The sequence below is a fragment of the Mycobacterium sp. genome (assembly GCF_035633495.1).
Taxonomy (GTDB): Bacteria; Actinomycetota; Actinomycetes; order Mycobacteriales; family Mycobacteriaceae; genus Mycobacterium.
Genome location: NZ_DASQEU010000115.1, coordinates 22,047 through 43,889 on the forward strand (window position 1 = coordinate 22,047; position 21,843 = coordinate 43,889).

The 21,843-nt window shown below is 68.1% G+C and carries 19 protein-coding genes; 6 read left to right on the forward strand and 13 right to left on the reverse strand.

The window, feature by feature from the left end; genetic code table 11:
* Window position 1 precedes the first annotated feature (1 nt).
* Window positions 2–1,375 (reverse strand): wax ester/triacylglycerol synthase domain-containing protein, encoded by a 1,374-nt coding sequence (locus VET27_RS17455; protein ID WP_526520344.1) that lies wholly within the window; start codon window positions 1,373–1,375, stop codon window positions 2–4.
* A gap of 237 nt (window positions 1,376–1,612) precedes the next feature.
* On the opposite strand from VET27_RS17455, the gene VET27_RS17460 reads away from it, so the two are divergent.
* Entirely contained in the window at window positions 1,613–2,242 is a 630-nt protein-coding gene (locus tag VET27_RS17460) for a TetR/AcrR family transcriptional regulator (RefSeq protein WP_526520346.1), read from the forward strand.
* Window positions 2,243–2,286: 44 nt separating this feature from the next.
* Window positions 2,287–3,303, forward strand: coding sequence for a zinc-binding alcohol dehydrogenase family protein (locus VET27_RS17465; protein ID WP_526520392.1), 1,017 nt, complete (start codon window positions 2,287–2,289; stop codon window positions 3,301–3,303).
* A gap of 237 nt (window positions 3,304–3,540) precedes the next feature.
* Here VET27_RS17465 and VET27_RS17470 read toward each other — a convergent pair whose 3' ends face one another.
* A complete protein-coding gene (locus tag VET27_RS17470; protein WP_526520348.1) occupies window positions 3,541–4,479 on the reverse strand; it encodes an IS21/IS408/IS1162 family transposase in 939 nt (312 codons plus the stop codon).
* Between the two features lie 39 nt (window positions 4,480–4,518).
* Window positions 4,519–4,710, reverse strand: coding sequence for a hypothetical protein (locus tag VET27_RS17475; protein ID WP_526520350.1), 192 nt, complete (start codon window positions 4,708–4,710; stop codon window positions 4,519–4,521).
* 325 nt (window positions 4,711–5,035) lie between these two features.
* On the opposite strand from VET27_RS17475, the gene VET27_RS17480 reads away from it, so the two are divergent.
* The 4 genes from VET27_RS17480 (at window position 5,036) to VET27_RS17495 (ending at window position 7,666) form a co-directional block, all read left to right on the forward strand.
* Window positions 5,036–5,641 carry a transposase gene (locus VET27_RS17480; protein ID WP_526520352.1) on the forward strand — a complete coding sequence of 202 codons (606 nt, stop codon included), beginning with the start codon at window positions 5,036–5,038 and terminating at the stop codon, window positions 5,639–5,641.
* On the forward strand, window positions 5,532–6,521 hold the full coding sequence (locus tag VET27_RS17485; RefSeq protein WP_526520354.1) for a TerC family protein: 990 nt from the start codon (window positions 5,532–5,534) through the stop codon (window positions 6,519–6,521). Before VET27_RS17480 ends, VET27_RS17485 begins: the two co-directional genes overlap by 110 nt.
* A gap of 291 nt (window positions 6,522–6,812) precedes the next feature.
* Window positions 6,813–7,046 carry a TerC family protein gene (locus VET27_RS17490; protein ID WP_526520356.1) on the forward strand — a complete coding sequence of 78 codons (234 nt, stop codon included), beginning with the start codon at window positions 6,813–6,815 and terminating at the stop codon, window positions 7,044–7,046.
* Between the two features lie 263 nt (window positions 7,047–7,309).
* Window positions 7,310–7,666: a helix-turn-helix transcriptional regulator gene (locus tag VET27_RS17495; RefSeq protein ID WP_526520358.1), complete on the forward strand. Its 357-nt coding sequence runs from the start codon at window positions 7,310–7,312 to the stop codon at window positions 7,664–7,666.
* Window positions 7,667–9,241: 1,575 nt separating this feature from the next.
* On the opposite strand, the gene VET27_RS17500 is transcribed toward VET27_RS17495, so the two are convergent.
* The 10 genes from VET27_RS17500 to VET27_RS17545 all read right to left on the reverse strand — a co-directional run bounded on the left by VET27_RS17500 (window position 9,242) and on the right by VET27_RS17545 (window position 21,839).
* Entirely contained in the window at window positions 9,242–10,606 is a 1,365-nt protein-coding gene (locus tag VET27_RS17500; protein WP_526520360.1) for an acyltransferase family protein, read from the reverse strand.
* Window positions 10,603–11,871 carry an acyltransferase family protein gene (locus VET27_RS17505; protein ID WP_526520394.1) on the reverse strand — a complete coding sequence of 423 codons (1,269 nt, stop codon included), beginning with the start codon at window positions 11,869–11,871 and terminating at the stop codon, window positions 10,603–10,605. Before VET27_RS17505 ends, VET27_RS17500 begins: the two co-directional genes overlap by 4 nt.
* 344 nt (window positions 11,872–12,215) lie before the next feature.
* Complete coding sequence (locus VET27_RS17510) at window positions 12,216–13,508, reverse strand: CNNM domain-containing protein (protein WP_526520362.1); 1,293 nt, start codon at window positions 13,506–13,508, stop codon at window positions 12,216–12,218.
* Between the two features lie 67 nt (window positions 13,509–13,575).
* Window positions 13,576–16,290 (reverse strand): cation-translocating P-type ATPase, encoded by a 2,715-nt coding sequence (locus VET27_RS17515; protein WP_526520364.1) that lies wholly within the window; start codon window positions 16,288–16,290, stop codon window positions 13,576–13,578.
* A complete protein-coding gene (locus tag VET27_RS17520) occupies window positions 16,287–17,762 on the reverse strand; it encodes a V-type ATP synthase subunit B (protein ID WP_526520366.1) in 1,476 nt (491 codons plus the stop codon). The genes VET27_RS17515 and VET27_RS17520 overlap by 4 nt, the downstream gene beginning before the upstream one ends.
* Window positions 17,759–19,615 carry a V-type ATP synthase subunit A gene (locus tag VET27_RS17525; protein WP_526520368.1) on the reverse strand — a complete coding sequence of 619 codons (1,857 nt, stop codon included), beginning with the start codon at window positions 19,613–19,615 and terminating at the stop codon, window positions 17,759–17,761. The genes VET27_RS17520 and VET27_RS17525 overlap by 4 nt, the downstream gene beginning before the upstream one ends.
* Window positions 19,612–20,001: a V-type ATP synthase subunit F gene (locus VET27_RS17530; protein WP_526520370.1), complete on the reverse strand. Its 390-nt coding sequence runs from the start codon at window positions 19,999–20,001 to the stop codon at window positions 19,612–19,614. Before VET27_RS17530 ends, VET27_RS17525 begins: the two co-directional genes overlap by 4 nt.
* Window positions 19,998–21,035 carry a V-type ATPase subunit gene (locus tag VET27_RS17535; protein WP_526520372.1) on the reverse strand — a complete coding sequence of 346 codons (1,038 nt, stop codon included), beginning with the start codon at window positions 21,033–21,035 and terminating at the stop codon, window positions 19,998–20,000. The genes VET27_RS17530 and VET27_RS17535 overlap by 4 nt, the downstream gene beginning before the upstream one ends.
* Window positions 21,032–21,625 (reverse strand): V-type ATP synthase subunit E, encoded by a 594-nt coding sequence (locus tag VET27_RS17540; RefSeq protein WP_526520374.1) that lies wholly within the window; start codon window positions 21,623–21,625, stop codon window positions 21,032–21,034. The genes VET27_RS17535 and VET27_RS17540 overlap by 4 nt, the downstream gene beginning before the upstream one ends.
* Window positions 21,618–21,839 (reverse strand): V/A-type ATP synthase subunit, encoded by a 222-nt coding sequence (locus VET27_RS17545; RefSeq protein ID WP_526520376.1) that lies wholly within the window; start codon window positions 21,837–21,839, stop codon window positions 21,618–21,620. The genes VET27_RS17540 and VET27_RS17545 overlap by 8 nt, the downstream gene beginning before the upstream one ends.
* Window positions 21,840–21,843: the final 4 nt, after the last annotated feature.

Here is a 21,843-nt window from a genome sequence, read left to right on the forward strand (position 1 = left end):
GTCAGGCAGGAGCCGACGCGAGCGCAAGCACCTCGTCGAAACCCTCGACGAGGCACTCGGCGAACACGTCGTAGTCGGGGATTGCGCCGGTATCCACGTCGATGCCCAGCGTGCACACGTCCACATAGGTGAGAAGCGTGACGTTGACAGCCGCGCCGACCGTCGGACCGAACCCGTACTGGGTCACCACTCTGGCACCGCCGAGGAACACGGGCACCAGGATTCCCGGCACGTCGCTGCACAGGAAATCGACATGGCGCAGGATCGAGCCGATGTACCAGCGCGGCATCATGTTGAGAGCCCCGGCGATCCACTGCGTGTAGGGCACCGACTTCTCCTGGCGCACCCTTCGGGTTTTCTCGTGGATCTGGCGGATCCGTTGACTGGGATCGACGACGCCGACCGGCACGTCGAATCGCATCAAGGTGATCCGGTTGCCACCCATCTCGTCGCCGTCTTCACGCAGGTTCATCGGCATCGTGAGATGAAGATCGCCGACCGTGACGCCGTGCCTGTCGTGGTAGAGACGCAGACCACCGGCCACGCCTGCGACGAACGCGTCGTTCAACCCGCCGCCGCCGCGGTGGGCGGCCTCCCGGAGCTGCTTGAGGGGGACCTCCATCACGTCGAGACGTCGAGTCAGGCTGCGCTTGCTCATCAGCGGCGAACCCGTCCGGTTCACCGGACGCACGGTCCGGTACAGGGACGCCGCCGTCTCGGCAGCGGCAGAAATGGTTCGTAGCGGCCGCAGCAGCCCGTTGGAGATCAGCTTCGGGGCGGTCTTCAACGTGCCCGTCACCGCGTTGCCCACCAAGCGGGCGTCATACCACGCGGTGTCCCGGTAGCCGCTGAGCCATGGCGTCGGGTGCACTTCGGGCAAGTCTGCCGACGGTCCGGACTTCTCGGCGACCGCGGTCAGGTCGAAGAGGAGCATTCCGATCTGGATACCTCCGACACCGTCAGTGAGAGCGTGGTGAAACTTGAGGACCATTGCCGCGGCGCCATTTTCGAGGCCATCGATCAACGTGGCCTCCCAGAGCGGCCGCGCCCTGTCGAAGTCTTCCATCGCGGCGACTCGGGCCATCTCCAACACCGTGTCGAACGTGCCCGGCGCGGACGCAGTGACCCTGCGCATGTGAAAGTCGAGGTCGAAGTCCGGGGCGAACTCCCACCGTGGCGGCGCGGGAGGTGGAGACGCCACGACCCGCTGACGCACCATCGGCACCTTGCGCGAGATGAGGTCGAAGCGATGGCGCACCTCGTCCCAATCCGGAGATCGGTCGAGCACTATCACCGTGACGACGGTGGAACGCAATCGAGGATCACTTTCCATCGCCCACGTGAACGCATCGCTGTTGCGCAAGAATTCGGCCATGTGCACCCAAATTACGACTCGGGCCGGCCGCCGTCAGCACCTCTGAACGACAGGTGACCTTGGTCCTTCAAGAAGAGGGCCTTCGGCGCCGAGGGCGCGTGCGACTGAGGCGTGTCCGGCCCTTCGGCGCGCGAATCAGGCCGAAGGGCCCTACTGGTTCGGATGCTGGTCAGGGTGAACTTGACGGATTGCCCTCGATCAGCACTCAGGGTTGTCGAGCTCTTCCTGGAGGACACCATGCCCACAGTTCGCGACGAGCCCACGCTGCTCGATCGGCTCCGCGCCGAGGCGATCGAGCACTTCGGGAAGTTCGGCTTCGACCAGTCGATGCTGGAGATCTCGATTGCACTAGACGTGGACGTGTCGACCCTGAGCGATCTGTTCGGATCCATCAATGGCCTGCGCGCCGCGTGCGACAAGTACGTGCTGTCGTCCATTCGCACCGCGAAGACCAAGGCGCTGAGCACCCACGATCCCGGCATCTGGTTCACCCAGATCGCTCGGATCGAGTCGTTCGCACCGACGATGTCCTACCTGGTGCGCTCGCTGCATGCAGGTGACGAGCTGGGTCACACCTTGATGCGCGAGATGATCGAGAACGCCGAGACATACCTCGAAACCGCGGTTGCAAAGGGAACCATCAAGCCCAGCCGCGATCCGAAGGCCCGCGCCCGCTTTCTCGCCATGAACGGAGGCGGAGGTTTCCTGCTCTACCTCCAAATGCACCAGACCCCAACGGACATGGGCACGGTGCTGCGCGACTACGCCAGAGACATGATCATGCCGGCACTCGAGCTCTACACAGACGGTCTGATGGCCGACGACACCATGTATGAGGCCTTTCTCACCCAAACGCCTCCAGCTTGAGCACGGCCGTCAGCGGGATCGGCGCCATGGAGAACGACGCAGTGATGACCGGTCGGACAATGCGTGCATGGCGCGTGCGAACCCCGGGGGCGATGAGCACCCGCCCACTCGAACTCGTCACCGATCGCGTGAAGGAGCCCGGTGTCGGTGAGGTTCTCGTCGCCGTGCGGGCTTGTGGCGTTTGCCGTACCGACCTGCACGTCACCGAGGGTGATTTGCCGGTGCACCGTCCGCACGTCACGCCGGGCCACGAAGTGGTCGGCGAAGTGGTGTCGACCGGGCCCGGGGTCGCCGCAGAGTTCGCAGCGGGTGACCGGGTGGGAGTCGCGTGGTTGCGGCACACCTGTGGACGTTGCCGCTTCTGCGTGCGCGGTCATGAGAATCTGTGCCCGGAGTCGCGCTACACCGGTTGGGATGCCGACGGCGGATACGCCGAATTCGTCACCGCGCCTGCGGACTACGTGCACCGTTTGCCGCCGGGCTACTCCGACGGCGAGCTCGCCCCGCTGCTGTGTGCAGGCATCATCGGCTATCGGTCCCTGCTGCGCGCGGACCTGCCCCCGCGTGGCAAGCTCGGCATCTACGGCTTTGGCGGAAGCGCACACATCACCGCGCAGGTGGCGCTTGCGCTCGGCGCGGAGGTCCACGTGATGACTCGGGGTCGCGAAGCCCAGGAGTTGGCGTTGGCCCTCGGCGCCGCGTCGGCACAGGGCGCCGATGATCGACCGCCGGTGCCCCTCGACGCGGCGATACTCTTCGCCCCCGTGGGTGATCTGGTTCTTCCGGCGCTCGAGGCCCTGGACCGCGGCGGCACCCTGGCGATCGCGGGAATCCACCTCAGCGACATCCCGACGCTCAACTATCAACGCCACTTGTTCCAGGAGCGCCAAGTGCGCTCGGTGACGTCGAACACCCGCGCCGACGCACGCGAATTCCTGGCGTTCGCCGGTGAGCACCACCTCGACGTCACCACTCCGCAGTACGCGCTGGACCGGGCCGACGTCGCGCTGAGCGACTTGAGCGCAGGCCGGATGTCGGGCGCCGCGGTGTTGATGGTCTAGCGGCCACGGCAACCGTTGACCGCTCTCTCTGGCAACTGCAGTCGGGGACCAGTGGCCCTTGCAACGATGTGGGTCATCGGGCGGGGTCACTGCTCGACACCTCTGCGGTCCTCGCCGACCATCGCCATCGCCATCGGCACCGGCACCCGCTGGGCGGGATATGCCAAACGCGACTTGAACGGCTATTTGGCCGCACGACAGTTACACCTGCCAGACGGCCGTGAACGCTTTAACACATCATTGCCCCAGACGACCATCGGCGTGCGTGGTGGTGGTTCTTTGTGCGGTGGCCCCGGGCAGGCCGCCGGGTTTGGTCTTGAGGACCTCGAGGTAGTGATCCAGGCACAGGACCTCGACGAACCGTCCGACCGCCCGCTCGTGGTGGGCCACCAGCCGGGGCCCGTCGTAGACCTCGACGGTCCGGGCGGCCAGGCGCACCGGTAGGCGTCGCCCGGCGTAGCGGGCCGGCACGGAGTAGAAGCATTGCCGCACAGACACTCTGGCCCGATTGTCGACCCGCGCGTTCAGCAGCCGGGCGCAGTCGAACGCCTCGACCGGAAGTGCCATCAGAGTTGGCGCCTCCAGGGCGAACGCCGCCCCGATCGTGATCGGGCGCCCGGTGATCACCCGGTCGTCGTCGAGCAGGTCGGCGGCGGCGATCAGATCATTCAGCTCTGCCAGGGAGGCGACCGCGGGGACCGGAACGAGATGGCGCCGCCGGAAGCGGCCGATCTCGCCCTCCACGCCGCCCTTCTCGTGGGCGCCGTCGATGCCTGGGCGGCAGAAGAACGAGTCGAACCCGTAGTGGCTGCGCAGCGCGGTGAACCGTTCGGACTCGGTGCGGTCACGGCCCTTGACGACCCTGATGACGGCGGGTTTGAGGTTGTCGTACCGAATCCGGCCCGGCACGCCGAAGTACGCGAAGGCCAGCACGTGGCCCTCCAGGAACGCTTCCTGAGCCTGGGTGGCGAACGCGACGTGAAACGCTTTGCCCGAGTGCGACAGTCGCATCACGAACATCCAGCACTTCACCACCAACCCGGCGATCGTCGCGTAGAACTCGCCGAAGTCGACCTCGGCCTCGGCTCCGGCCAGATGCGTCGGCGGGATCGACACCTCGCGGGTCAGCAGCCCCAATTCGACCCGACGACGCGCGACGTAACGCGACACCGTCACCTCCGAGAGCGTGGCCTGGTGCTCGGCGACCAGCCGCTGTCAGATCCGCCGGGCGGTATGGCGTTGCTTGCGCGGAGCGTCCTTGTCTTCCATCAGCCAGGCGTCGATCACCGTCACCCACCCGTCGATCGCCGGGCGGGGACGCACCGGATACACCCGCCGCGGCGGCGGGACCGCGTCCGCGAGTGCCTGCCGAACCGTCCGACGATGCACGCCATGCCGATCCGCCAACTCACGGATCGACAGCTCATCGAGCCGCAGGTCTCTCCATGATCTGCTCGAACAGTTCCACGCGTGACCGCATCCTGACCGACCTCCGTGACGACCGTCGGGGACGACGGGCGACAGGAACGATCTGAACGAGGGTGGGTCCAACATTGATGACGACACACCGCACCCCACCCGACAGGGAATGATCACCACCCCAACGGGGCCAACATTCGTGCAGAACGACGGCCAAAGTGGTGCCAGATCAGGTGACCACACTCAGAGGTGTGGAACGAGGCGAGAAAGGCAGGCATTAGCACCCACGCCAGGCAGCTGAAGGGGTGTCGCTATGCCCTGTGGCGCAACCCCGAGGACCTCACCGCCCGCCAGGCGAGGGAGGCTCCGGATCGCCATCCGGACCAAGGGCGTGCTCGCCCTCACCATGCTCGACGAGTGGCTCCTCTGGGCGGCCCGGTGCCGTATCCCCGCCTTCGTCGAGCTCGCGCGGAAGATCAAGCGGAACATCAAGGGCATCGAAGCCGCCATGCTCAACAACCTCTCGAACGCTCTGGTGGAGTCAACGAACACGAAGCTGCGCGTGCTGCACCGCATGACCTTCGGATTCAGCCAGCCCGCCTTCCCTCGCAGGGCTTCATCGACCACTACCTCACCGGCGTGCTCTATCCGGCCAGCGCGGTCGGCGTGGTGCAGGGAGCCGCTTTCGCGACCGTCTGCGTGTCTTGGCTCGCCTGCTTCACTGCGCGGCGCGGCAGCGTCGCCCGGACCCCCCCGGGTCCCCGGGTCTGACACAGCGTTCAGAACCGCGACAGCTACTGTGGCTAGCCATGGACGTCTCCGCACTGGTCTGGCTGATCACCTGTGCGGTGATTATCGGCCTGTTCGTGTTCGACTTCCTGACGCACGTTCGCGTACCACACGAACCGACATTCCGTGAGTCCGCGTTCTGGTCAACATTCTATATTTCCCTGGCAGTCGCTTTCGGCTTGTTGGTGATCTGGAAGTGGGGCGGGACATTCGGCGGCGAATACTTCGCCGGCTACATCACCGAAAAAGCGCTGTCGGTGGACAACCTTTTCGTATTCACCATCATCATGTCCTCCTTCGCGGTGCCACGGGAGTACCAGCAGAAGGTGCTGCTGATCGGGATCGTGATAGCCCTGATCATGCGCGGTGCCTTCATCGCCATCGGCGCGGCCGCCATCAGCGCGTTCAGCTGGGTGTTCTACATCTTCGGCGTATTCCTGATCTACACGGCCTACAAGCTGGCCCGCGAAAGCGGCCATGAGCGCGAGATCGAAGAGAAGCGCGACAACAGGATCGTCGGCCTGGTGCGCCGCTTTGTGCCGACGACCGACGTCTACGACGGCGACAAGCTGGTCACCAAGGTCGACGGCAAGCGGATGGTCACGCCGATGTTGTTGGCGCTGGTGGCGATCGGCTTCACCGACCTGCTGTTCGCCCTTGACTCCATCCCGGCGATCTACGGGCTCACCGAAGAGCCCTACATCGTGTTCACCGCCAACGCGTTTGCGCTGATGGGGCTGCGGCAGCTGTTCTTCCTGATCGGCGGACTGCTCGACCGGCTCATCTACCTGTCCTACGGGCTGTCGCTCATCCTGGCCTTCATTGGGGTCAAACTCGTCCTGCACGCCCTGCACGAGAACACCCTGTCGTTCATAAACGGCGGCGCGCACGTCAAGGTCCCCGAGATCACCACGGCCACATCGCTGTCGGTCATCGGAGGCGTGCTGGTGGTCACCACCGTCGCCAGTCTGCTTCGAACCCGGCGGACTAAAACGGGCTCTCCTGACTGATCCGTGGGTGCCCTGACCTGCCTCTGGCGCGGGCAACGCCAACTCTCGCCTACGTTTTCGGTCTGTTCAAAGGTTCGGATACAAGGCAAGGAGGATGGCGTGCTTCATCTTCGTCGGAGCCGAGCTGCTGCCGACCTTCTTCTGGACGGCGTACCTCTTCGGCGCGTTCCTGATCTACACCGCCGACAAGATGGCCTTCAAACACGACCAGGATCTCCAACCCGAACGCAATCTGATGGTCCGGCTGGTCCGGCGGGTGATTTCCACCGATCCCCGCCACACGGGGACCGGTTGTTCACTCGCGTCAACGGCAAACGCGTCGCGACGCTATTGTTCGTCGTGCTGGTGGCCGTCGAGGCCAGCGACCTCATCTTCGCGATCGACTCGGTGGCTGCAGTCCTGGCGATCACAAACAGCACCTTCATCGTGTGGACCGCCAACGCATTCGCCGTGCTGGGCCTGCGAAGCCTGTACTTCTGCCTCGGGGCTGCTGCGGCGCTTCGTTCATCTGCAATTACGGATTAGCGGTGCTGCTGGCCTTCGCCGGTGTGAAGCTCATTGCATCCGAGACCCCGATAGGTAAGCTGCCCATCCCACTGACGCTGTCGGTCATCGTCGTGACTCTGAGTGGTTCGATCGCCTGGAGCCTGCCAGCACCCGCAACCGGCCCGCGCACGCCCCCGACGCAGCACCGATGGCACCGACGGACGACCGGGAATGACGCGGAGAGGGCCGACCTCGTTTAACGAAACGCGATACGCGAATAGTGTTGTACAGTGAGGGCTGCGATGGCTACCTCGAAACAACCCCGGAAGGTCGCGGCACCGCGCAAGCGGCCTAGTGCCGCAGGTGCGCCAGCAGCCAGCAGCGTCGGGACGCGCGGATGGACTTTTCTGACCAACCATGCCCACGTGCTGCTCTGCTTGGCGCAGGGTGAGTCGTTGACGGCCCGCGAGTTAAGCATGCGCATCGGCATCACCGAACGCTCGGTGCAGGCGATTCTGGCCGATCTGATCGAGGACCGATATCTGTCCAAGTCCAGGGAGGGGCGGCGCAACGTTTACGCGGTCAATCCCCGCGGCCGACTTCGTCACCCATTGGAGTCCAGCCACACCGTCGGAGAACTCATCAGCGTTCTCAGCTGAAACCTTGGGTGACCTCAATCGGTGTTCGTCGTCAGTCATAGTTGCAATATTCACGGCGCGATGATGGCAGCGACGCTGGAAGCCGGCCAGTTCGATCGGGCGCGGGTGCCGCAAGCCGACCGTTTAACCGCCGGAGCCGAGGCGAGCACGAGACCACCGCATCGTGGCACGTCCTGTTTCGCTGCCCGGCCCGGGTGTGAGCAGCCCGCCGGGCAGGATGGGCCGGTCAATGCGGTGGATGGGTTCAGATGAAGTAGCCGGGGCGGTTGGCGCGAGTGTCGGCACGCTACGGCTCCAACCAACTCACCGTGCTGTGACACACCTACAAGTCGACGTTTCACGCGCTGGACTCGATGAAGCGAACGGGCGGTTCGTCAGAACCGTGCGGGTGAGCGACACACAGAGGACTTTGCGAACGGCCCGGTCGGATGCAGCTCAGCGCCCAAGGTCCGGCAGGGCCCCTCCAGTCGCCGCGTAACGCGCTTCTGGCGCCGCTGGGTGACGGCATACAGTGCGATGATAGGCACGACGGCGACCAGCGAAGCGCCAAGCGCTGCAGATCGCACCCGCCGCCCGCTTGACCTGCCGGATGAGTGGAGCCCGGCTCTGAACGGCCACCGCGTGCGTCGACGGCCGGCAATAACGATCGGCGGCAATAACCGCAGCCACGATGAGCGCGCGACGGGAAGCGGCCGCACGCCCAGCAGCTTGGTCGCCCTGGACCTCCGCCAAGCCGACGTTGTCGGCCCAAACGGCCACCAGCAACGGTGCCAAAGCTATGCTGGACTCGTCCAGATGCGTACCGGCTGAGACAGATTCGCTAAGAGCGGCTGTTGACATAACGACGCCGTTCGCGACCGAAAACCGGCGACGAGCCCGCGGTCAGTTTCGAGGTCTTCCTCCACCAGCGGCGCAGATAGCCCCGAACCGTTGTCGCCCGACGCCGTACGTACTCTACGAAGGCGCCGTCGCGACGAAGTCATCGCGACGAGTTACCCCATTCCATGAATAACGCTACCCGAAGTCGTTTTCGTACTTTCCGTTGCGCGCCTTCGGTCGGCTGGCGACAAGTCGAGATCAGCCCGCACCGCAGAAGCAGAGAGCGGACCATAGACACATGAAAAGGCAGGCTCCATTACAATCGCTACGGTCGTCGGCGAGTCGGTAATGCGAGTTGGCGACCACACCACGGTGGAGGATGTGGCCAGAGAGCAATCACGGACATAACGCCGGGGCGGTCGTGGTGGGGCCGGACCCGAGGGCGGCCGGCAAGGAGTCCGCCTTCGTGCGTGCCTTGAACACCGCGAGCACCAACTTGGTGCGGTGCGCGCCCGACGCCACCGTCAACGAGGAAGCGATCCGGATGATGGACGGACCGCAACATCCGCCACATCCCCGTCGAAGGCGACGGTCGCTGGTCGGCATCGTTTCGGTCCGCGACCTGCAGGGCGTCTGCAGCGCCGTCGCCGAACCCGGCTTACGGACCGGATCAACGTCGACTTGCTGCGTCGAGACGTGGCGCCTTATCGCTCTGCGATATGAAGCTACCGCAGTGGCCGCCTACCGGCGTCGCAGTCACTCGACGGCGGACTGTTTTCCCAACCGCCCCCGACCGAAAGATGTCACGGTAGAGGTGTGGCCAACCCATGCCAGCATGAGAACGCCGACGGCATAGGTGCCAAGCGCCGTGATCGGTAGGCCCAGCGGGCCGGTGCCCTGCAGTCCGGTAACGGTGAGTTGGGCGATACCCAGGCAGGCCGCCGCGGCACCGGCCACGGCCACCGCGGCTGACCACCGCCGTGATCCGGGCGACGGTCGGTTCGGCGGCGGGCGCTCGAACCGCCCGAAAACCGCCACCAGGCCGGCCAGCAGCACACCGCAAACCGCCAGCCACGCCGGGCGCAAAGCGAACCACTCGACGGAGCCGACGTCGAAACCCGGGAAGATGCCGGTCGGATACAACAGCAGCGCAGCCGCTACCACGGGCACCATGTGCCACAGGAAAAGCGACATGATCATCCCGTTGATCGCGATAGTGGCCGCCCACACCCGCGGCCGGTCGAGCCAGCCCCGAAAGTGCCCCGCTACCAACATTAAGAGTCCTGTTTGCGTGACGATGAGTGCAAGCAATGCCAGTGTCGGCGGCGACGTGTTCTGCAGCGAAGCGCCGGGATAGGCCACCATACTGACGGGATAAGGACCCACCGTCGTGGCCATGACCAGGCCGACGAGGCCGATCCCGAACAGCGCCCCGACCCGCCACCGCGTGCGAGTGAGACTGCCGTCCCTCCACGCGAAACCCAACTGGTGAGCGACGAGCCAGACGATCACGAAATTCTGCGCCGCCCAAGCGACCTCGCTGGTGGCAAGCCGTGCCACGTCGCCCGCGGCGGTGAGCGCGGTCAGCCCCAGACACACGACCAGACCCCCTCGTCGATGCGCGGCCAACATCACGGGCGTCATGGCCACTACGACCAGGTAAACGGCGAGGAACCACAACGATATTCCGATGAGCCACGCGCCCAGCCGGACCAGTCCCGCATCGAGCCCGGCCAACCGCGCCGCGGCCGCGACGGCAGCACCGATGAGGATGAACACCGTAGTCGGTGTCAGCAGGCGCAGGCCGCGGCTCGCCAACCAGGAGCCGTACCCCGTTCCAGCGTGCTGCGCCGCGGTCCACGAGGCGGCGTTTGCGTAACCGCCCACGACGAAGAACACACCCATCACCTGGAAGATCCAGGTTGCCAGCTGTAGCTCGGGTAGGACCTGCAGCACGTGTCTGCCCTCGATGCGCCCGTCGACCATGACGATCGCCACAGCCAGCCAGTGGCCAATCACTACCGCGACGATCGACAGCGCACGCAGAAAATCGACGTACCGGTTGCGCTCGGCGGGCGTGCCGGCCGCCAACTCACGGACCCTTGCTAGCCGGCCGGTCACTTCGGCTCTCCCTGCGTAATCCGCGGCAATGGGCTTGTGCTGCCGCCGACCGGTGGCGTCAGCTTCCCAAGTTGTGCACGCGCGACAGCGTCACTCGCTGGCGCGGTTCGACGCCGCAGACTCGCCCGTGGATCCGTGAGTCGACGCAGTGCCCAGGCCAGCGGAATAGTGAACAGAAGCGTCACGGCGAACAACCCGGCAAGTGAGCCGGTGAACGCCGGCCAGCGCAGCACCACCTCGAACACGACTGCCATGACGAGAACATGCAGCAGGAAGATCTCATAGGAGATGCCGCCCAGCCACACCATCGGCTTTGTGCTCAGAGCACGCGCGAACCACCCCGGGCCGCAAAGCGCCAGCGGCGCCACCACCAACATGGCGACGACCGCAAAGAGCACACCCTTGGTCAGCGGTTGCCACCACCGAACTGACCCCAGCGCCGCGCCTCCGACGATCGGCGTCGCGACGGTGAGGAACGCGACCATCGCCAGCGGAACCAGCATCGCCGAGCGACAACGCACTCCCATGACTTCCCAAGTCGCCAAGGCCATTCCGCCAGCGAAGCAACCCACGTGGGCGGGCAGCCACATGCCCGCGGAGTTCGGCAACCAGTCGGTGGTCTCGAGCACGACCAGCCACACGGGGCTGATGATGGCAAGCCCACCCAGGCCGGCCAGCAGTCGGCGCGGGTGCCACCGACCGCGACACAGCAGCACCAGGAGCACGAAGGCCAGTAGCGGCAACGTCGCGTAGAAAGCCACCTCCACAGCCAAGCTCCACGTCTGCGAAAGACCGAGGTGAAGAGAGGTCACGAAGTAGTCGACGGGGTAGATCTGCGTCAGTGTGAGGTGGCGCATCAGGCCCGCCCAACTCTGACCGGGATTAGGGCCCGCCGAGTAAAACGAATACACGACGAAGGCGAGCAATACCGTCACCACGTATGCCGGCATGATGCGGCGTACCCGGCGCCGCGCGTAACGCGCAACCGTCGGGCCCTTTGAACCCGCCGCCGCAGCGCGAATCCACGGCCTGAACAACAGGAACCCCGACAACACGAAGAAGATGGCGACGCCGACTTCGAGGCGTGCATACACTTGGCCGAGGTAGCCGCGCGACAACTCACCGGTGGCAAACGCCGCATGGGTTCCCACGACGAAAAGGGCTGCGACCGCCCGCATTCCGGTTAACGCCGCAACCCGATCCGATCCGCCTACCTCCGCAGCGCCGCCCCTGGGGTGCGTCGGTCTGTTGACTCGGCGGGGCATCTGGGGCGACGCCCCGAACTCGTCGCCCGTCGCCAAGCGTCTACCGCGAGCCCGCCCGTCCAGGCTGACGAACACGTATGCGAGTCTACGCGGCACGACGACCCTGGGATGTCTACCGGCGGGGGCCAGCGTTGCCGGGGCCCATCTGCGAGCTGCACCGACAACTCGCGCGGCGAGTGGACGGCGACTGGTCACACGACGGCGCCCTCGACTATGCAAGACGATCGGCGTGTTCAGCAGTGACCAGCTCAGCGAAGGCCGCATCGGGGCTGCACCGCGATCCTGCCCTCATCTTCCTTGACTCACCCTGTGTCGAGAGCCGAACTCCGTTGCGGTGTGATCGTTCACCGGTTCCTCGGCCGCGGGGTGAGTCGCACTTGGGTGATGGCGCGGCGCGAGGTTCGGGTGACGTCGACGGTCCAGTTCGTGAATTCGATTCGGTCGCCGGGGCATGTCGGGATACGGCCCAGGACGACCAGAACGAGCCCGGCGATGCTGCTGTAGTCGCCTCTCGGGGAGTCGCTGAGGTCGACGCCGATGTCGGGCAGGTCATGGACGGGGAAGGTGCCCGGTAAGATCAGGCCGCCGTCGGGCATGAATTGCACCGCCTGGATATCGCGGTCGGTTTCATCGTAGATCTCGCCGACGATCTCCTCGAGCAGGTCCTCGACGGTGACGATGCCTTCGACGCCGCCGTGCTCGTCGAAGACGACGGCGAATTGCTCCCGTTCGGCCTTGAAGCGACGCAGCGCTTCGGAGACCCGGATACTGTCGGGGAAACCGAGCGCGGGTCGCGCCGCCTGCGCCACGGTACCGTGCTGGGCGAGCAAATCGCGCAGATGCACCACGCCGACGACGTCGTCGAGATTGCCGGACTCCACCACCGGGGCGCGGGAGTGCCCCGATTCGGCGAGGGTTGTGCGCGCGCGGCCGACGGGCATGTCCGCGGACAACGTCAGCACCGCTGGGCGTGGCACCACCACGTCGCGAAGAGCTCGCTGTTGGATATCCAGCGCGCCGGTGATCATCATCCGCTGGTCGATGCTGAGTCCGCGCTGGGCGGCTACGAGATCACGAAACTCTTCGGGGGTGGGTTGTTCCCTGTCCAGGGTGGGGTCACTGCCGAGCAGTCGCACAATGACGTCCGTGGATCTGCTCAGGAACCAGATCAGCGGGCGCGACATCGACGCCAATACGTCCAACGGCCGGGCGACGAGTAGGGCCCAGCGCAGAGGGTTTTGCATCGCCACCCGTTTTGGGGCGAGTTCGCCGATGACGAGGTTGACGAACGCCAGCGCGATGGTGACCAGTGCTATGGCCACCGGTTCGGCAGCCTTGCCCAGAAAACCGAGCGTAGGCACCAGGGGCTTGGACAGGGTCACCGCGGCTGTGGCCGAGGCGAGGTAACCGGCCAAGGTGATGCCGATTTGGATCGTCGCGAGGAACCGGTTGGGATCGCGCGCGAGTGTCACCAGCGTGCGTGCACGGCGGCCGCCCCGGCGCTCCAGTTGCCGAAGTTGACCTTCACGCAGCGAGAGCAGGGCGATCTCGCTGCCCGCGAAGAGACCGTTGAGCAGCATCAGCGCTGCGATCAGCGCTATGTCGAACCAGTAGGCGCCCATGACGAACGCACCCATCCCGTCAGTTGTGCCCGATCGAACGTTGCGCCCGGATCACGGCGTGAGCGGTCTGTCGTCGCAACGTTCATCGACTCCGGCGCGCCAATCGGGCGACCAGCTTGACCAGTTCTTCGACGATGAGCACGGTGGCGGCGACGGCGAGGCACAGCAGCCATTGACCGGTGTCTAGCGGCACGGTCCCGAACACGACGCCGAGAAGTGGGATTTGCACGATCGCGACCTGCAGCGCCACTACCGCGCCGAAGGAGATCCACAGCCAGCGGTTGGTGAACGTCTGACGCCGGAAGACGGTAGTGCTTTCGGTGCGTGCGTTGAGCGCGTTGAAGAACTGGAAGAGGACGAAGGTGGTGAACGCCATCGTGAGCGCTGCCTCCTGCGACCACTCGCCGCGTGCCCATGCCAGCAGGCCCAGCGTGCCGGCGGCCATCACCAGACCGGCCCGAAATATCCGGCCGAGGCGGCGCAGGTTGAGGATCCGCTCCCCGCTGGGGCGAGGCGGCCCGCCCATCAGCCCCGGCCGCGCGGGGTCGACGCCCAGCGCGATCGCCGGCGGCCCGTCCATGATGATGTTGACCCAAAGCACCTGAATGGCCGCGAGCGGGGCCGGCAGCCCGGCGACCGCCGCGCCGAGGAACGACAGGATGGCGCCGATGTTCGTGGAGAGCTGAAAGCGGATGAACTTGACGACGTTGTCGTAGATCGCCCGGCCTTCGCGCACAGCTCCCACGATGGTGGCAAAATTGTCGTCGGCGAGGATCATTGCACCGGCCTCTTTGGTGACCTCGGTCCCGGTGATGCCCATGGCCACGCCGATGTGGGCGGTGCGCAACGCCGCCGCGTCGTTGACGCCGTCGCCGGTCATCGCCGCGACCTGTCCGGTCCGCGTGAGCGCTTCGATGATCATGACCTTGTGTTCGGGCGCGACCCGGGCGAACACACCGATGTCGCTGATGCGCTCACGCAGCGCGGCTTCGCCCATGCGGTCGAGGTCGGCCCCGGTGACGACGTCGCCGGGGATGCCGAGTTCGCCGGCGATTGCGGCCGCGGTGTCGCGGTGGTCGCCGGTGATCATCTTGACGGCGATGCCGGCGCGGTGGCATCGGGCCACCGCCTCGCGCGCCTCGGGCCGCGGCGGGTCCGCGATGCCGACGATGCCGACGAAGGTGAGCCCGGTCAAGGTGTCGACCAGAGCGTCGGATTCGGCCGGGACGTCGTCGAGCAATGTGGTAGCGGCAGCCAGGACCCGCAGGCCTCGGGAGGCGAAGGTGGCGATGTCGGCGAGGACGGCCGACCGCGCGGCCTCGTCGAGTGGGATGGGACCGTCTAAGCCGTCAAGGTGGGAACAGCGAGCCAGCAGGACGTCGGGGGCACCCTTGGCGTACACCCGCACGCGCGTCTGCTCCGCGTGCAGGGTGGCCATCCACTTGCGGGCGGAGTCGAACGGCACTTCCCCGACGCGCCGGTGCTCACGCCGCAATCGTTCGACATCGATGCCGGCCTTTGCCGCCAGGACCACGAGCGCGCCCTCGGTGGGGTCCCCCACGATCCCCGCGACCTCCCGGTCGGGCTCCGAAGCGGCCACGACGGCGTCGCTGCACAGCGCGAAGGGAATGACGACCGCGGCCGCCAAGCCGCGGCGGCCTGAGTCGACGTCGACGATCTCACCGGCGGACTGGTAGCCCTCCCCTTCGACGCGGTAGTGACATCCGCGGGCGGCGACCTCGCGAGCCGTCATCTGATTGAGGGTGAGCGTGCCGGTTTTGTCGCTGCAGACCACGGTGGCCGAGCCGAGGGTCTCTACCGATGCCAGCCGCTTGACGATGGCGCCCTGTTTCGCCATCCGCGCCACGCCGAGGGCCAGCGTCAGAGCGAGCACGGCGGGCAGACCTTCGGGCACTGTGGCAACGGCTAGGGCCACAGCGCTGAGCGCCACCTCGGCCGGCGACTCACCGCGCGCGAACGCCAGGCCCGCGTAGAGCGCGACGGCGATCCCACCGATGAGGGCGATGCGCTTGCCGACCGAGTCGATCTGCATCTGCAGCGGGCTGGCCGGTTCGGTGCTGCGCGCAAGCATGCCGGCGATGCCGCCGACCGCCGTGGCCATGCCGGTGGCCGTCACCACCAGCTCCGCCCGGCCGCGGGTCAAGGTGGTGTTCATGTAGGCCATGTCGGTGCGCTCGGCCAGCGGCACCTCGGTGCCGCCGTCGGCGCCGACGGCGGCGGTTCCCTTGACCACCGGCTGCGACTCGCCGGTGAGCGCCGACTCGTCGACTTCCACGGACTGGGCGACGAGCAGCCGACCGTCGGCCGGCACCCGGTCGCCCGCCTCCAGCAGCACCAGGTCCCCGGGCACGAGCTCGCTCGCGTCGATCTCGGCGGTCCGGCCCGAGCGCCGCACCCGCGCGGTCGGGCTGAGCATGTCGCGCAGGGCGTCGAGGCTGCGCTCGGCGCGGTTTTCCATCACGAAGCCGATGGTGGCGTTGATCAGCAGCACCACCGTGATCACGATCGTGTCCTTGACGTCGCCGACCACGCCCGCGAGCACCGCGGCGGCGATCAGCACGAGGATGAGCACCGAGCGGAACTGGTCGGCAAACCGCAGCAACGCCGGGCGCCGGGCGGCCTCAGCCAGCTGGTTGGGCCCGTAGAGGGCGAGCCGGCTGCCAACTTCTTCCTCGGAGAGGCCGACGGCCGGATCGACGCTCAGCGCGGCCGAGACGTCCGACGCCAGCTGCCGGTACGGATCCGAGGCGGGGGTCGCCGTGGGTAGTGCGGTCATGATGTTGGCCCCTCTGGGTCGGTGGGCGTGCGGTCCGGGTCGTGGACACGTCCGGCGCGGCGGTCGTGCAGCAGCGTCGGCGGGATGCGGCGCAGCTCGTCGTCGTCGAACGTCAACAGCAGCTGCCAGAACGCGTCGAGGGTCTCGATCACCGTGCGCCGGGTGCCCCCCTGCCCGATGACCTCGGTCTCGAACCGCCGTGAGAACGCTAGGTAGCGCCGATCGGATGGAGACAACGCCGCCTCCCCCACGATGGACAGCAGTCGGCGGACCTCGAGGCCACGGGCGTGGCACGCGTAGATCTGGTCGGCGACGGGGCGGTGGTCGGCCCGTGTGCGGCCCGCGCCGATGCCGCTGCCCATCAGCCTCGACAGCGACGGCAGGACATCGATGGGCGGGTCGACCCCGTCGCGGTCCAGGCTGCGGGACAACACGATCTGCCCTTCGGTGATGTAGCCGGTCAGGTCGGGCACGGGGTGGCTGATGTCGTCGTCGGGCATGGACAGAATCGGCAGCTGCGTCAACGATCCCGGTCGCCCGTGCACCCGGCCGGCGCGCTCGTAGAGCGTGGCGAGGTCGGTGTAGGTGTAGCCGGGGTATCCCCGCCGGCCGGGCAACTCCTCGCGCGCCGCGGAGATCTCTCGCAGCGCCTCGCAATAGCTGGTCATGTCGGTGAGCACCGCCAGCACGTGCAGGCCGTGGTCGAATGCCAGGTGCTCGGCCAGGGTGAGCGCGACCCGCGGGGTGAGGATGCGCTCGACAGCGGGGTCCTCGGCCAGGTTCAGCAGCAGCACCGAGCGTTCCAGCGCTCCGGCGTCCCGGAGGCGTTGGGTGAAGAAATCGGCCGTGCGCCGCGTCACGCCCATGGCGGCGAACACCACGACGAACCCGGCGTCTTCGGCGTCGCCGGGCACCCGCGACTGAGTGGCGATGCGCACCGCCAGCTCGTCGGCCGGCAGACCGTAGCCGGAGAACACGGGCAGTTTCTGGCCCCGGACCAGCGTAAACAGCCCGTCGATGGCCGAGATCCCGGTCTCGATCATGTCGTCGGGGTGGGCACGGGAGATCGGGTTCAGCGGTAGGCCCCCGATGTCGCGCCAGTCCTCGGCGATCGGTTCGGGCTGGCCGTCTCGGGGCTGCCCGGTGCCGTCAAGGACGCGACCGAGGTAGTCGAGCCCGACGCCGGTGCGGGCCGGGGTGCCGCGCGAGGCGACGGTGGTGGCGGCGGTGCCCAGACCGGTGGTGCCGCCGAGCACCTGGATGACGGCGCGCGAGCCCTCTAATACCAGCACCTGGCCGCGGCGAACGTCGTCGCCGTTGCGCACGTCGACCAGCTCGCCCGAGCGCAGGCCGTCCGCGTCGTCGAGCACGATCAGTGGACCGGCGATGCGGCGGACGCGGTCGAACTCGACCGACATCAGCGGGTCGGCACCATCGGCCTTGGTGGGTTGGTGCGGGGCGAGGGGTGTCATGGCCGGCCTCCATCGGGGGACGAGTTGGGTGTGATCGCCGGCGGGGCTTCGCCCGTGGTGGCGGGGTCGGAATCGATGCTGAGCTGCGCCGCGGCGGCGGTGATGCGGTCGATCAGGGCGGTCGCCGCGTCGGCTGCCGCGGCCACCGGCCAGCGCTTCATCGCGGCTAGCTCACCGAGTAGGGGCGCGGCGACGACGGTTTCGGCAGCCACTCCCCGCGCGAGTGCGGCGAGCATGGCCTCGTCAGCGGCCCGTACGACGCGCATCAGCAGGACCGCTTTCTCCGGCGGGCAGCTCGCGTCGACCTCATCGAAGGAGGACTGCTGCAGCACGTCCTCGCGGAGGAGGCGGCCGGTTCGCAACACGATCCGCTGCTCGGGGGCCAGCGATTCGACGCCCAGCAGGGCCACGATGTCAGACAGCGAACTTTCCTGCTGCAGCACGGCCAGCGCCCATGCCCGCAGCGCCGACCAGTCCGAGGCGACGTGGTGGTCGAACCATGGACCCAGGTCGTACTGCGAGTAGCTGCGGGTCCAATTCACCGCCGGGTAGTGACGCTGCCGCGCGAGGGTGGTATCCAGCGCCCAGAACGTGCCAGCCAGGCGCAGGCTGTTCTGGGTGATCGGCTCAGAGAAGTCGCCGCCGGCCGGGGACACCGCGCCGACGACGGTGACCGAGCCGGTCCGGTCGTCGCTGCCGAGGCAACGCACCCGTCCGGCGCGCTCGTAGAAGCCGGCCAGCCGCGCGGCAAGGTAGGCCGGGTAGCCGTCCTCGGCGGGGATTTCCTCGAGCCGGGTCGAGACCTCGCGCAGGGCTTCACCCCACCTGCTGGTGCTGTCGGCCATCAGCGCGACGTCGTAGCCCTGGTCGCGGAAGTACTCTGCGATCGTGATGCCGATGTAGATGCTGGCCTCCCGTGCCGCCACCGGCATGTTGCTGGTGTTGGCGATCAGGACGGTGCGCTCCATCAGCGGGGCCCCGGTGCGGGGGTCGGTGAGCTGGGGGAACTCCTCGAGCACCTCGGCGATTTCGTTGCCGCGCTCGCCGCAGCCGATGTACACGACGACGTCGGCGGTGGCGTGCTTGGCGAGCGCCTGCTCGGTCATCGTCTTGCCGGTGCCGAAGCCGCCGGGGATCACCGCCGCGCCGCCGAGCGCGACGGGGAACAGCACGTCCAGTACCCGCTGGCCGGTGACGAGCGGCTGGTCCAACGGCAGCCGGCCGGTGACCGGGCGGGGGTCTCGCACCGGCCAGGTGTGGCTCATGCCCACCGGTGACCCGTCGACGTGAACCACGGCGTCGGCGATCGAGGCCGGACCCGTCGACACCGCGGTGATCGTGCCTCCTGGGTGTCGGGGCGGCAGGATGATCCGATGCTCCAGCGCGGCGGTCTCCGCGACCACGCCCAGGAGATCACCCGGGCTGACCCGGTCACCCGGCGTGATCCGGGGGCGGAAATCCCATCGTCGCGCGGTGTCGAGCGGCGGCGGGTCGGCGCCGCGGGGGATGAACGGGCTGCCGGCCTGCTCGGCGATGACGCTCAGGGGTCGGCCGGTGCCGTCGATGATGCTGCCAAGCAGTCCGGGGCCCAACGTCACGCGCAGCGGGGTCCCGGTGCCCTCGACCGAATCTCCGACACGCAGGCCGCCGGTGTCCTCGACCACCTGGGCGAGCACGTGGGAACCGTCGATCCGCACGACCTCGGCCATCAGCCGGTCGGCGCCGATGCGCAGGACGTCGAACATCCGGGCGTCGCTCAGGCCGGCGACGGTGACGACCGGTCCGGACACGCCGGCTACGTGGCCCTGCTGCCCGGAGCCGGCCCGCTGCGGGTCGGCGGTAGCGATGGTCATGCGGAGTCTCCCTGGTTGGTGAACGTGATTTCGTATCCGACGGAGCGCGCGAGCAGCTCGCGCAGCAGCTGGCCACGGCCGACGCCTTCGCGGCCGGTGTCGGCGGGCAGGGTGACGACCAGCGGGGTAAGCCGCTGCTCGTACCCACGCCGCACCGCTTCGGGCAACCGCTCCCAGAGCGCGTGGTGGACGGCGACGACGCCCGGAGCCAGGGCGGAGCCCGGACGAGCGGCGAGCTCGCCGTCCACGGCGGCCTGCGCAGCGGTGGCATCGTCGGCGCGGACGGTGCGAACTCCCGCGATGCGGAACGCCGCCGCTAGTAGTCCGGGCGCCACCACGAGCAGATCGCCGCGCAGCACGCGGTCGGGGTCGGTCGTGGCGGTCATGCCGCGGCCCCTCCTCGGGTGCGGGCCGGTGTGGTGTACCCGGCGTCGTCGGGCGCGAGCACGACGAGGCGGCGCAGCTGTCGGGCCTCGTGACGCACCTTGGCGACATAGGCGACGGGCACCCGTGCGCCCAGCGGCTCCACCCGCCAGGAGGGGTCGCGCGCCGCGCCTTCGACGAGGTCGTCGAGGGCGCGGGCGAGCGGCTCGGGCCCGCGCGGCTCGGCCGCCGCGGCGGCGGCGCGCCAGCGCGACGGCGCGACCGCGGCGACTTCGCGGCCGGCCGCCACGGCTCGCAAGCCGGCCAGCGGTACCGTGCCCTCGGGCAGAAACCCCTCACCCGGGAAGTCCGCGCCGCGCAGCCGGACGGCGGCGCTGAGGTTGACGGCGTCGCGACGGTGTGCAAGGTAGTGGGCGACCGGGGCCGCCACCGCGCCCAGCGCGGCGACCCGCCGCCGGGTCGCGTCGGCGTGCGCGTAGGCGACGGACGCCTCGAGCTCGGCCAGATCGGCGTGCAGCGCGAACCGCTCCCAGGCGCGCGCCACCGCCCCGGCGGTGTCGGGGTCGGGCAGCCGGCCGGCGACCAGCCGCGCCACGATCGTCTCGGGTTCGCCGGCCACCAGGTCACGCACCGTGGCTTCGTCGAAGCGGCCGACCGCGCGCACCGAGCTGAGCGCCGGCCCGGCCGGTGCCCCCGCCGCGGCCGCTCGCAGCAGGGCGATCAGGTCGGCACGGTCGTCCTCGTCGAACAGCGCCTGTACAAGCTCGCGCGCCTCGCCCTGATACGCCGCGGCCGCCGCGCGCAGAAGGCCGTCGCGGCGCAGGTCCACGGCGGCCAGCAGCTCGGCGCGGCGCGCCTCGCCCGGCCGGGGCGTACCCTGGCTGGCCGCACCGGTGGCCACGCCGACGGACCGCAGCGCCTCGGTGAGCTCGGGCAGCGTGCGGTCGGCCAGGGCGGCCGTCTGCTCGTCACTTACGAGGTCGGCCAGCCGTGCCCGCAGCCGGGTGTTGCCGGGGATGAAGTCTGGGGCCGTCATGTCGGCTCCCAGGACGCCGCCAGCGCGGAGCGCAGCCGAGGCCATGCGGCCGCAAGCCGCGACTCGAGCGTGTTGTCCACCCGCCGCCCGTCTGCCGCCACGACGACACCTCCCGCGCACGACAGGTCGGCCACGATTCCTACCGTGCGGCCGGCCTGGAACAGCAGATCCCGCACGACGTCGGCGTCCCGCGGGTCGACGTGCACTCGCTGGCCCGCGGGCAGCGCCGCGACGGCCTCCCCCAGAGAGGCGTCGAGGATCGACGGCCAGCCGGGGCGATCCCGCATGCCGTCGAGCTCGGTGCGGACCACTTCGAGAACCGCGTCGAGCGCGTCCTCACGTGCCCGCCGCAGCTGAGCTGCCGACCGCGCGCGGGTGGTCAGCAGCTGACGCTCGGCCCGGACCGAGGCGGCGGCCCGGGCGTCGACGACGGCGCGTTCGATGATTTCGGACGCCTCGGCTGCCGCGGCGGCGCCGATCCGCTCCACCTCCGCTTCGACCGCCGAGCGCCGTCGGGCGAGCTCCTGCTCGGCTTCGGCCTCGAGGGCATTGATCAACTCGACGAGTCCCATCGCGGCCCGCTCATCCACCCAGAAGCAGGATCGCCATCGCGGCGACCGCGAAGCCGAGAATGACCAGCGTTTCCGGGATCGCCACCAGCAGGATCGCCCGGCCGGCCAGCTCTGGCTTCTCGGCCAGCGCGCCCATGGCGGCGGCTCCGATGCGGCCCTGGGCGTACCCGGTGGCCAGTGCGGCCAGTCCGACGGCCAGGCCGGCGCCGAGCGCGATCAGTCCTGTTTCCATGTTG

What these genes read in the sequence shown, in the direction of transcription:
- VET27_RS17455 (WP_526520344.1), bottom strand. Translation starts at nt 1,375, where the DNA reads ATGGCCGAATTCTTGCGCAACAGCGATGCGTTCACGTGGGCGATGGAA.
- VET27_RS17460 (WP_526520346.1), top strand. Translation starts at nt 1,613, where the DNA reads ATGCCCACAGTTCGCGACGAGCCCACGCTGCTCGATCGGCTCCGCGCC.
- VET27_RS17465 (WP_526520392.1), top strand. Translation starts at nt 2,287, where the DNA reads ATGACCGGTCGGACAATGCGTGCATGGCGCGTGCGAACCCCGGGGGCG.
- VET27_RS17480 (WP_526520352.1), top strand. Translation starts at nt 5,036, where the DNA reads ATGCCCTGTGGCGCAACCCCGAGGACCTCACCGCCCGCCAGGCGAGGG.
- VET27_RS17485 (WP_526520354.1), top strand. Translation starts at nt 5,532, where the DNA reads ATGGACGTCTCCGCACTGGTCTGGCTGATCACCTGTGCGGTGATTATC.
- VET27_RS17495 (WP_526520358.1), top strand. Translation starts at nt 7,310, where the DNA reads ATGGCTACCTCGAAACAACCCCGGAAGGTCGCGGCACCGCGCAAGCGG.
- VET27_RS17505 (WP_526520394.1), bottom strand. Translation starts at nt 11,871, where the DNA reads ATGCCCCGCCGAGTCAACAGACCGACGCACCCCAGGGGCGGCGCTGCG.
- VET27_RS17510 (WP_526520362.1), bottom strand. Translation starts at nt 13,508, where the DNA reads ATGGGTGCGTTCGTCATGGGCGCCTACTGGTTCGACATAGCGCTGATC.
- VET27_RS17515 (WP_526520364.1), bottom strand. Translation starts at nt 16,290, where the DNA reads ATGACCGCACTACCCACGGCGACCCCCGCCTCGGATCCGTACCGGCAG.
- VET27_RS17520 (WP_526520366.1), bottom strand. Translation starts at nt 17,762, where the DNA reads ATGACACCCCTCGCCCCGCACCAACCCACCAAGGCCGATGGTGCCGAC.
- VET27_RS17525 (WP_526520368.1), bottom strand. Translation starts at nt 19,615, where the DNA reads ATGACCATCGCTACCGCCGACCCGCAGCGGGCCGGCTCCGGGCAGCAG.
- VET27_RS17530 (WP_526520370.1), bottom strand. Translation starts at nt 20,001, where the DNA reads ATGACCGCCACGACCGACCCCGACCGCGTGCTGCGCGGCGATCTGCTC.
- VET27_RS17535 (WP_526520372.1), bottom strand. Translation starts at nt 21,035, where the DNA reads ATGACGGCCCCAGACTTCATCCCCGGCAACACCCGGCTGCGGGCACGG.
- VET27_RS17545 (WP_526520376.1), bottom strand. Translation starts at nt 21,839, where the DNA reads ATGGAAACAGGACTGATCGCGCTCGGCGCCGGCCTGGCCGTCGGACTG.